This is a genomic window from Spirosoma profusum (assembly GCF_014699005.1).
GTDB lineage: Bacteria > Bacteroidota > Bacteroidia > Cytophagales > Spirosomataceae > Spirosoma > Spirosoma profusum.
Map to the genome: position 1 here is coordinate 59381 of NZ_JACWZY010000035.1, position 8535 is coordinate 67915.

The following is an 8535-nucleotide window of genomic DNA, read 5'->3' on the forward strand; positions in this document are numbered from 1 at the left end:
ACAATGACCACATCTGAACTAACCCAAATTCTACAAGCCAACGCTTTGATGCAGAGTCAAGAGCAAGAAGAACGATTTTTTCAAGCATTGGAAACTCTTGAGATGCGTCATGAGTCGGAATTTAATGATTCTGTGTTTGAACAACTTTGTGCCGTATTTACAGATAATACTGGCCGCATGGATGGAATCGGCGCAATAAATAGACTGCTTGATGTTATGTATCTTCAAGCCAAATCTCCAAAACATTTCTACAATTTGTTGAACAAGAACATTGATGCTTTTTTCCCTCATGCAAGTGGCTGGTTAGCTACTATAATTGCTGAAGGTATATATACCACAGATATTTCGAGCGTACTCGTTGAAAAATTGAACAGTTTCAAGCCTATCCAAGCCATAATATTGAAGGACAAATTACAAGAGTTGTTTCACGAGGAAATAATTCCGGCTGAGGCAGAAAACTTCTTGGTTAAATTAGCGCAACGTACTTAGAGGGGCAGGCTTCCAGCGACAGGGGGCTCGTCCCGCAGGGAAGGTTGGCAGCCCAACCAGCAGGGGGTGTAAAGGCTGACACTCCGGTTGTTCAGGGACGTAGTGTCATCCGCCATCAACCCCCTGGGTCGTTGGGTGACGCCAAACAAGATGTGAGTGCAAGGTATGTTTCGGTCGACAGGCCGTACGTCTCGACAGGCGGGCTGTTTGGCTCGTTGGGCGGCTTGGGTCGACACAAGAATTGCCTTGGTTGGGTTGGTTAAAAAAGTGGGTTTGCCGCTAGTGTGCGACAAGCCAACCGCCCCAGATGGGAAACTAAAAATGGGTTGCCTTTGCCACAGGAAACGTAGTGAAAAGACAGCTTACGATCTCGGTTTGGAAACGTAGTGAAAAGCTTCGCGCGGGTCTGCAAAGCGGATTGTGCGTTTTGTCCGCTTCGCGCCGGGTGGCTGTCGGGTGACAGGAAGCCCGTCCCGAGGGAAAGTTGGCAGCCCAACCAAACGAGGGTGTAAAGGTTTAAGTAACTCACGATCAGTCTATTTGTGCGCTCACCATCAGCCCTCGCGGGCGTTGGGTGCGCCAGACAAGCAGTACAAAATGAGTGTTCGGCAATGTCTCGGCGACAGGCCGCACGGCTCAAAACTTGAGCTGTTTGGCTCGTTCGGCGGTTTCGGTCGACAGCATAAGGGCCGGAGTTGGGAAGCTTTTTGGGGTTCGGTCGACACGAGAAACGCCCCGGTGGGGCCAGCTAAAAGCGAGTTTGCCTTGTCGCTGCGACAAGCCAGCCGCCCCGACAAGGCCAGTGGTGGGCTTCGCGTTCGGCTAAAAACCGTCCAGTTCGGCTTGGCGCGAGTCTGAAAAGCGGATTTGATGCGTTGTTAATTCGCTCCGCGCTGTCAACGTTCCGGCGACAGGCAGCACGCTGGTTGGGAAGCTAAGCAGCCCAACCAAACAGGGGTGTAAAGGTTGAAAGTGACTCACGTTCAGTTATCTTGCGTACTCATCCATCAACCTCTGTTGGCGTTGGGTGCATAGCCAAATAGTAAAGCGTGTTTGTGGGCCTCGTGTGACAGTCAGCACGGCTCTACGTGTGGGCTTTTCGGCTCGTTAGGCGGCCTCGGTCGACACGAGAAGCGCCCCGATTAGGTAGGTTGTTGCTTGCATTGCCAGCTTCCCATCGACAAAGTAAACGCCGAAGTTAGGCGACAAAGTTTAGCTACAGGGCATGAGTCAGACCGTTAAGTTGACCGCTTCGTTTTTGGGATTGAAATTTCTTCCACCCTCTTTTGGAATCGGCTCCAATAGTATCAATCCCAAACTCATCCTTCACGATGATGAGATGGAGTACCGAGTTTTTAAAACCAATTCGGTTAGCTATTCTGACATTGAGCAGGTTGACATTTTTCTGTTTTACAAAACGACCAATTTATTATTAACCCGAAACGATTTGATTTTAACCTTTGGGGGTAACTTGAACGACAAAGCCAAATTAGCAGAGGTGTTACAATTTTTGGCGAGTAAGGGGTGCAGAATGACCGAAAAAGCGTTGCGCTTTATGCAAGCTGATGAAGCGTAACATGGGCTGCTGTCTGGCGACAGGGAGCACGTCCCAAGGGAGGGTTTTCAGCCCAACCAAACAGGGGTATAAAGGTTACAAGTTGATCGTGTTCAGGGACGTAGCGTGCTCATCCATCAGCCCCTGTGGGTGTTGGATGCAGCCAGACAGCCCGTACTTTCATTTCCAGCTTGTGGGCGACAAGCCGCCCGGCTCGTTTGGGGCTTTGGGGCTCTTGTGGACACGAGAAACGCCCCGATTGGTTGGCGCTGACAAGCGGTTTTGCCACGTAACGTTCGACAGGCCAGCCGCCCACAATTTCAGGCTTGAACAAAAGCCGTTAAAAACAAGCCGAATTTATACCTAAGTTGTTGTAATATTGTGTTACATGCTATAAGACAATGAAAACTCTAACGGTCAACGATAAGGATTACGCTAAAGCCATAAAGCTGTTGATTGAAAACGGCATTCAACCTGAGCCAGAGCCCGAAGCCAACATTCCACTTCTACGCAAGAGCAACGCCAAATTTGGCGAGACTCCAGCCTCTTTCGGTGGCATTTGGGCTAATGACGAACGCACAATGGCCTCAATTCGGGCGAAAGCATGGCCAAAAAGAAGATAGTCCTGTGCGATTCGAACGTATTGTTTGACTACTTTCGAGGAGTACCGGTAATGGTTCAGGAATTGGATGAGCTTGGTTTTGACCGTCTGTACTTAAGTGTGATTTCGGAAGCGGAAATGTACGTAGGCATGAAACGTAGCGAAAAACGCCAGACAGTCGAAACCATCAACAAGTTTAATGTGATTGGTTTGGACGCCGAAATCTCGCGCCGACTCCTCAATCTGACCTGGGAACATTACGCAAAACGACCGGGCATCGCCGATATGATTATCGCAGCCACCGCTCTAACATATCAGGTTGAGCTGTTCACTTTCAACAAAAAAGATTTCGATTTTGTGGATGGTATCACGTTTTACCGGCCCAAGTACAAGCACCAGTACGGCCCTGAATCTCTGTAAATCAGCTTCTCGGTGACAGGGAGCACGTCCCGCAGGAAGGTTTGCAGCCCAACCAAACAAGGGTGTAAAGGCCAAAGTAACGTAGTGGAATAAGCTAACTCGTTTACCATCAGCCCCTGTGGGTGTTGGGTGGTTCGCCAAAAAGCAGTGAGTGCTTGCCGTCGTTCGTGCGACAAGGGAATCGTCTCAGCAGGCCGTTTTGGGGCTCGTTAGGTAGCTTCGGTTGATACGAGAAACGCCCCCGTGAGGGCGTCAACAAAGTGCATTTAGCACGTAGCGTCTGACAGTGGAAACAGCTTGCTTGGTAGAATTGTAAGCATCAGGGGATTTGGGTGCGACAGGACAAACGCGCTTGTTAGGTTGTTTAAGACTCGGCTAAGTATTTTTCACTTTACTACGTTAATGGGTAACAATTCCGCAGGCGTTTTTATTAAGTGCTCCCCAGATAACTACTCACTGGATGAACTGACCGTTCATCTCTTTGGTAAGAACCTTGTTCCTGTTGTCCCAAATTCGAGTGGTTACAACGTTTACGACTATGAATTAGTGCAGGTTTTCAAGTTAACCACTGGAATTATTATTTTCAACTATCCATTTTCTAACCTGTTTTTTCAAGACAATCAACTAACGACGGAGCGAGTATGCCAATATTTCGGTAACCCAAATTCCGTTTTTGTTTATCAAATGTTTGATCATACCTCCAGTTACGGATACACCGTCTTGGAGAATGGACAGCGTATCCGAACGTTTGGCTTTTGGGATACTAACTTGTCGTTGACTTCGGAGGGTGATTTATTACCACCAGAGCGCCTTTGGTTAGGGGCAAATCCCGTCTGATGACGCCCGACTTAGATCCTAATTGGTTCATAGCTGACCGTCCGATTGTCGTCTATCAGCACCAGCAAACTCAGGAGGATTGGGAAGATGGCTTAGCCTCGCAGGTAATGGAACTGGTCATGAAAGAGTATGTTGGTTGCATGAGCTGGGAACTACCCGACATTACGCTCGAAGGGAAAAGCTATCAGATAAAAGACTGGACTAACATATACTATGGGATTGAACCAGATACATTTACTCAGGTAGAGAATACAGAAAGCAGTGGCGATAAAACAATTTCGCTTTTTAAGGAACCCCCTCCGCTCTCCGGCAAGTCAATTGCAAGGCAGCGCTTGGGGGGCGCATTTTATTACTGGTCCTGTTGTTGGACCTGCTTATCCTGTTTTTTGTTCCTTGGGGCGACGAAGGTGCTGGGCAGCGGTATATTGAATTTATTGTCTTTACGTTTGGAGTCGGCTTAATTGGTTATTGTATAGCCCGGATTTTAAGCTAATTAGTTAGATTACGCTCCGCGTGTGTCATCTGTCTGCGACAGGTTGCACGTCCCGTAGGAGAGTTTGCAGCCCAACCTAGCGAGGGTGTAAAGGTCGGAAGTTGCGTTCGTTTTAGTTATCTTGTGTGGCACTCCATCAGCCCTCGGGGTCGTTGGGTGGATGTAACAAGCTATAACGTAGCGGTGGGCTTGTGGGCGACAGGCGGCACGTCTCGCAGGGGAGCATTTAGGCTTTCATTTTCAAATCATGTGCGACAAACTAAACGCCCCGATTGGGCAACTGGTTGTGTTAGGCTAGCTTCGTCGACAAGCCAGCCGCCTTATTAACTTGGTCTTGTGTAGCTACCGAATGAAAAGTATTGACATTACAAATATTTGGGAAGATGATGACTTAGTGATGTTGTCATTCCGTGCTTCAAATGGTGAAAGTTCGTGTAGATTAGAGTTTTATCAAGATGATGAAACACTTTTAGAATTTGCTCGTGAACTAATGAGCTTCCCCAAAAGCTTGGATCACGTAGTGCAATATGAAACAGGTAATTGGGAACGGTCGGGGCATTATTTGTTGCTTGACGTGTTTTGTATTGCGCCCAATGGTACATCTGCCATGAAGGTGGTAGCGAAGAGCTTTTTTAATGTTCCTTCTGCCTTTGATGCTATGTTCTATATTCAGACTGAACCCGCTAATTTCAATGCATTTGGCAAGGCATTGAAAGATTGGAAGCCGAAGACAGACAAAAGATTTGAATGGCAATTTTATTAGTTCGGCTCATCAAGGGTCGCTTCCCGGCGACAGGACGCACGTCCCGATGGAAAGCATGCAGCCCAACCAAACGAGGGTGTAAAGGTTTGGGGTCTAGTTGTTCAGGGACGTAGCGTGCTCATCCATCAACCCCTGTTGGCGTTGGGTGATGCAACAAACAAGCCGTGTTCGTTTGCAGGCTTGGGTGCGACAACTTGCACGTCCCGAAGTCGGGCTATTTGGCTCGTTAGGCGGTTTCGGTTGACATAAGAAACGCCGGAGTTAGGTAAGTTTTGGGGGTTCGTGCGACACGAGAGCCGCCCCAGTTAGGAAGCCAAAAGCGAGCTTTGAACGTACCGTGCGACCCGAGAAACGTCGCGGTCGGGCAGGTTGAAAAACCGGATTTAGATACGTAGTAAAGAGCTTCGCGCTCGGCACCTAAAGCGGACCGTGCGTTTTGTGCGCTTGGCGTGGGGGTAGCTTTCCGTCGACAGGGAGCCCGTCCCGCAGGCAAGTAGGCAGCCCAACCAACAAGGGGTGTAAAGGTGCAGGTAGTTTGCGTTCAGTCAAGTAACTTGCATACCATCAGCCCCTTGGGGCGTTGGGTGATGCAAACAGCGAAAATAACGTAACAGTCGGGCTTGTGTGCGACAAGGGGTACGTCCTGTGACAAGGTGGTTCTGCTTGTTGGTCGGCTTCGGTCGACATGAGAATCGTCCCGGTTGGGCAGCCCAAAAGTGCATTTGCCACGTAGTGTGTGACAAAGGGAACGCCCCCGCTGGGCAATTTAAGTTAGGTAGAGATTAGACCAAATTCCATCGCATTTTATGGGGTACATTGTTTCATTGTTGATTGGCATTACTCTGTTCGTGATTTCCATAACCATGGGCTATACATCGATGAAGCTAATCAGGAATGGGACTCATACCACTGCAACGGTTATTGATCTTGAAAAAGATAAGGCACGAGCAGGCTACGTTTATAGGCCCATTTTTAAATTTAGCACAACGACCGGCGATCAAATAAAGCAAGCATATGGAGCAGCCAGTAATCCATCGGTTTGGAAGGTTGGCGATCAAGTTACAGTGGCTTATGAGCTTTATCATCCCGAAAAGTTTGTTGTCCTAACTTTCTTCGGTGCCTACGGTTCATCCATTGTCTGTTTGCTAATCTCGTTACCCTTTATTGTAATTGGGAGTAGTTATTTTTGGGTAAAACTTATTTTGAGAAAAGCGGATTGAGCAAAAAGAGACTTTCTTCGCTCCGCGCCTGTCACCGTTCCGTTGATAGGGAGCACGTCCCGGGGGAGGCTTTGCAGCCCAACCAAACAGGGGTGTAAAGGTTGACGCTACGTTTGTTGCTTGAAGCGGTCTCCTCATCCATCAACTCCTGTGGGTGTTGGGTGTTGCCAACAAGCTGAACAACAACGTAGTGTCCGGGTTTCGGTCGACACTAGGAACGTAATGACAGGCCAGCTTTGGCTCGTTAGGCGGCTTTGGTCGACACAAGAAACGTAGTGAGAGGGTAGCCTTTTAGTACGTTTCCCACGTAGCGTGTGACACAGGGGATTCTGGCTATTATAAAGTCTATAATAAAGCAACAGTTAATTCAATTATTGACCCCTTTGAGGATTAATAAAAGCCTTTGGCCTACTCTCTCATTTCGCCGTAATCCTGATGAAGATGCCATATGCGAAGATGTAGATGTCAACTTTTATAACCGTAACAAAGCTATTTATGCATTGCACTTTGACTTTCAGGATTCTGACTATGAGTTGATAAAGTTTTGTTTTGAACAAGAAATCGAAATGGCGAGAGAAAGTGCTTGTTCTTTTGAAGGGAGCCGACTAGTGGCTTTTCTACTGGCTAGATTCAAAAAAGTTGAAAATTGCCTCCTCTTCGCGGATATGAAATTCGCCAACTTTGACAACAAGTGTGGATTCGACAGAGAGTTCTTTTTCTCCGCAGGAATCAATCAGACTGCCGAATTCATTAATGCAGTTGAAGATTCTGGTTTGAAGTCAACCTTGACTTATGACTTTCTGATTCCCTCGTATTTTGAATACGACATTCTTGAATGGTTCGCCCAGAAAAACAGATATTTTTCTCATCTTAACGAGCTAAACCAAGAGGATGAAGAAGTGCTCTTAAAGGAGTTACACTTATGAAATTACGTCATTCCTCTGTTCTTGGTCAGGCTCCCGGCGACAGGATGCTCGTCCCGTCGGACGGTTTGCAGCCCAACCAAACAGGGGTGTAAAGGTTGACGCTTCGGTTGTTGTTTGAGCCAGTCTCATCATCCATCAGCCCCTGTGGTCGTTGGGTGCGCCACTAAGCTGAAAGGGAGTGTTTGCCGGTTGCGGTCGACAACAAGCGCGTCTCAAAGTCAGACTGGTTGGCGCGTCAGGCGGCTTCGGTCGACACGAGAACCGCCGGAGTCGGGCCGATTTTTGGGGTTGCGTGCGACACTAGAAACGCCCCAGTTGGGCAGGCTGACAAAAAAGGGTTTCGATACGTAGCAACAGGCTTCGCACTAGTCTGAAAAGCGGTTACGTGCGTTAGTGATTCGCTTGGCGCCGAGTAGCTGCCGGGTGACAGGATACACGCTGGTGAGGAGAGCTGGCAGCCCAACCAAACGAGGGTGTAAAGGTTCAGGTAGTTCGTGTTGAGTCAATTGGCTCGCACACCATCAGCCCTCGGGGGTGTTGGGTGCTGCCAAAAAGCCGGGAGTGTTTGTGGGCCTCGGTCGACAGGCGGTACGTCCCTTAACAGAGCGGTTTTGGCTCATTAGGCGGTTTTAGCCGACACGAGAAGCGTCCCAATTAGGGCAGTCAAAAAGCGCGTTTGGCACGTAGCGTGTGACAGAGGAAACGCCCCGATTAGCAATTAAAAAGCGACCTTGATACGTAGCGTCTGATACGAGAATTGCCCCGAACGGGAGGTAAAATGCGGGTTTGCTACGTAGCATTGATAAGCCAACTTACTCAACGACAACCGAAAAAGTGTATAATCGTTAAATAAAAGTAAATAAGAGGATTAAAATAGCATCACACCTTAACCAATGGAACAGACTCATTCAAACGGTCAAGAAGATAAAAGATTTTTTGAAACCAGAATTTACGGAAGGCTATACGTATCAAAAAGGTTTGAAGATTCATTCTCTGGGAAAAAGAAACGATTTGCTCATAAAATTACCCAAAGTGAGCAACAGGCAAGATTTGTTCGTGAAAAGGGAGAAGTTATACTATCAACAAGTATCGGAGGTAAGCATCAACTAAAAGCTATAATTGTTGAAGATGATGATTGGATTGATAGTTTAGTAATGGAGCTGTTTAAACTTTACGAATAATCCCCAAAACCGTGTGAATTTTGAAGTGCGAACTTTAAACAAACACAGGC

General features: G+C 47.8%; 14 protein-coding genes. 11 read left to right on the forward strand and 3 right to left on the reverse strand.

Annotated features, from left to right (window positions below; translation table 11 throughout):
* Window positions 1-3 precede the first annotated feature (3 nt).
* Window positions 4-489 carry a hypothetical protein gene (locus IC229_RS29020; protein WP_190891523.1) on the forward strand — a complete coding sequence of 162 codons (486 nt, stop codon included), beginning with the start codon at window positions 4-6 and terminating at the stop codon, window positions 487-489.
* On the opposite strand, the gene IC229_RS29025 is transcribed toward IC229_RS29020, so the two are convergent.
* Window positions 486-725 (reverse strand): hypothetical protein, encoded by a 240-nt coding sequence (locus IC229_RS29025; protein WP_190891525.1) that lies wholly within the window; start codon window positions 723-725, stop codon window positions 486-488. The genes IC229_RS29020 and IC229_RS29025 overlap by 4 nt on opposite strands.
* Before the next feature lie 184 nt (window positions 726-909).
* On the opposite strand from IC229_RS29025, the gene IC229_RS29030 reads away from it, so the two are divergent.
* Together IC229_RS29030 and IC229_RS29035 are read left to right on the forward strand one after the other, a co-directional pair.
* Window positions 910-1347, forward strand: coding sequence for a hypothetical protein (locus IC229_RS29030; protein ID WP_190891527.1), 438 nt, complete (start codon window positions 910-912; stop codon window positions 1345-1347).
* A gap of 367 nt (window positions 1348-1714) precedes the next feature.
* Entirely contained in the window at window positions 1715-2065 is a 351-nt protein-coding gene (locus tag IC229_RS29035; RefSeq protein WP_190891529.1) for a hypothetical protein, read from the forward strand.
* Between the two features lie 109 nt (window positions 2066-2174).
* Here IC229_RS29035 and IC229_RS29040 read toward each other — a convergent pair whose 3' ends face one another.
* On the reverse strand, window positions 2175-2378 hold the full coding sequence (locus IC229_RS29040; RefSeq protein WP_190891530.1) for a hypothetical protein: 204 nt from the start codon (window positions 2376-2378) through the stop codon (window positions 2175-2177).
* A gap of 67 nt (window positions 2379-2445) precedes the next feature.
* Between IC229_RS29040 and IC229_RS29045 the strand changes: the two genes are divergently transcribed.
* The 7 genes from IC229_RS29045 (at window position 2446) to IC229_RS29075 (ending at window position 7304) form a co-directional block, all read left to right on the forward strand.
* The gene (locus IC229_RS29045) at window positions 2446-2667 is read left to right on the forward strand and encodes a hypothetical protein (RefSeq protein WP_190891532.1); all 222 of its coding nucleotides are present in this window, start codon (window positions 2446-2448) and stop codon (window positions 2665-2667) included.
* On the forward strand, window positions 2649-3065 hold the full coding sequence (locus IC229_RS29050; RefSeq protein ID WP_190891533.1) for a type II toxin-antitoxin system VapC family toxin: 417 nt from the start codon (window positions 2649-2651) through the stop codon (window positions 3063-3065). Before IC229_RS29045 ends, IC229_RS29050 begins: the two co-directional genes overlap by 19 nt.
* 402 nt (window positions 3066-3467) lie before the next feature.
* Window positions 3468-3902 carry a hypothetical protein gene (locus tag IC229_RS29055; protein ID WP_190891535.1) on the forward strand — a complete coding sequence of 145 codons (435 nt, stop codon included), beginning with the start codon at window positions 3468-3470 and terminating at the stop codon, window positions 3900-3902.
* Window positions 3902-4363 (forward strand): hypothetical protein, encoded by a 462-nt coding sequence (locus tag IC229_RS29060; protein ID WP_190891536.1) that lies wholly within the window; start codon window positions 3902-3904, stop codon window positions 4361-4363. Before IC229_RS29055 ends, IC229_RS29060 begins: the two co-directional genes overlap by 1 nt.
* A gap of 381 nt (window positions 4364-4744) precedes the next feature.
* Window positions 4745-5158 carry a hypothetical protein gene (locus tag IC229_RS29065; protein WP_190891538.1) on the forward strand — a complete coding sequence of 138 codons (414 nt, stop codon included), beginning with the start codon at window positions 4745-4747 and terminating at the stop codon, window positions 5156-5158.
* 806 nt (window positions 5159-5964) lie between these two features.
* On the forward strand, window positions 5965-6378 hold the full coding sequence (locus tag IC229_RS29070; RefSeq protein ID WP_190891540.1) for a DUF3592 domain-containing protein: 414 nt from the start codon (window positions 5965-5967) through the stop codon (window positions 6376-6378).
* 314 nt (window positions 6379-6692) lie between these two features.
* Window positions 6693-7304, forward strand: a complete 612-nt coding sequence (locus tag IC229_RS29075; RefSeq protein ID WP_190891542.1) for a hypothetical protein — start codon at window positions 6693-6695, stop codon at window positions 7302-7304.
* Window positions 7305-7539: 235 nt separating this feature from the next.
* Here IC229_RS29075 and IC229_RS29080 read toward each other — a convergent pair whose 3' ends face one another.
* Window positions 7540-7767, reverse strand: coding sequence for a hypothetical protein (locus IC229_RS29080; RefSeq protein WP_190891543.1), 228 nt, complete (start codon window positions 7765-7767; stop codon window positions 7540-7542).
* Window positions 7768-8197: 430 nt separating this feature from the next.
* On the opposite strand from IC229_RS29080, the gene IC229_RS29085 reads away from it, so the two are divergent.
* The gene (locus tag IC229_RS29085) at window positions 8198-8485 is read left to right on the forward strand and encodes a hypothetical protein (protein WP_190891545.1); all 288 of its coding nucleotides are present in this window, start codon (window positions 8198-8200) and stop codon (window positions 8483-8485) included.
* Window positions 8486-8535: the final 50 nt, after the last annotated feature.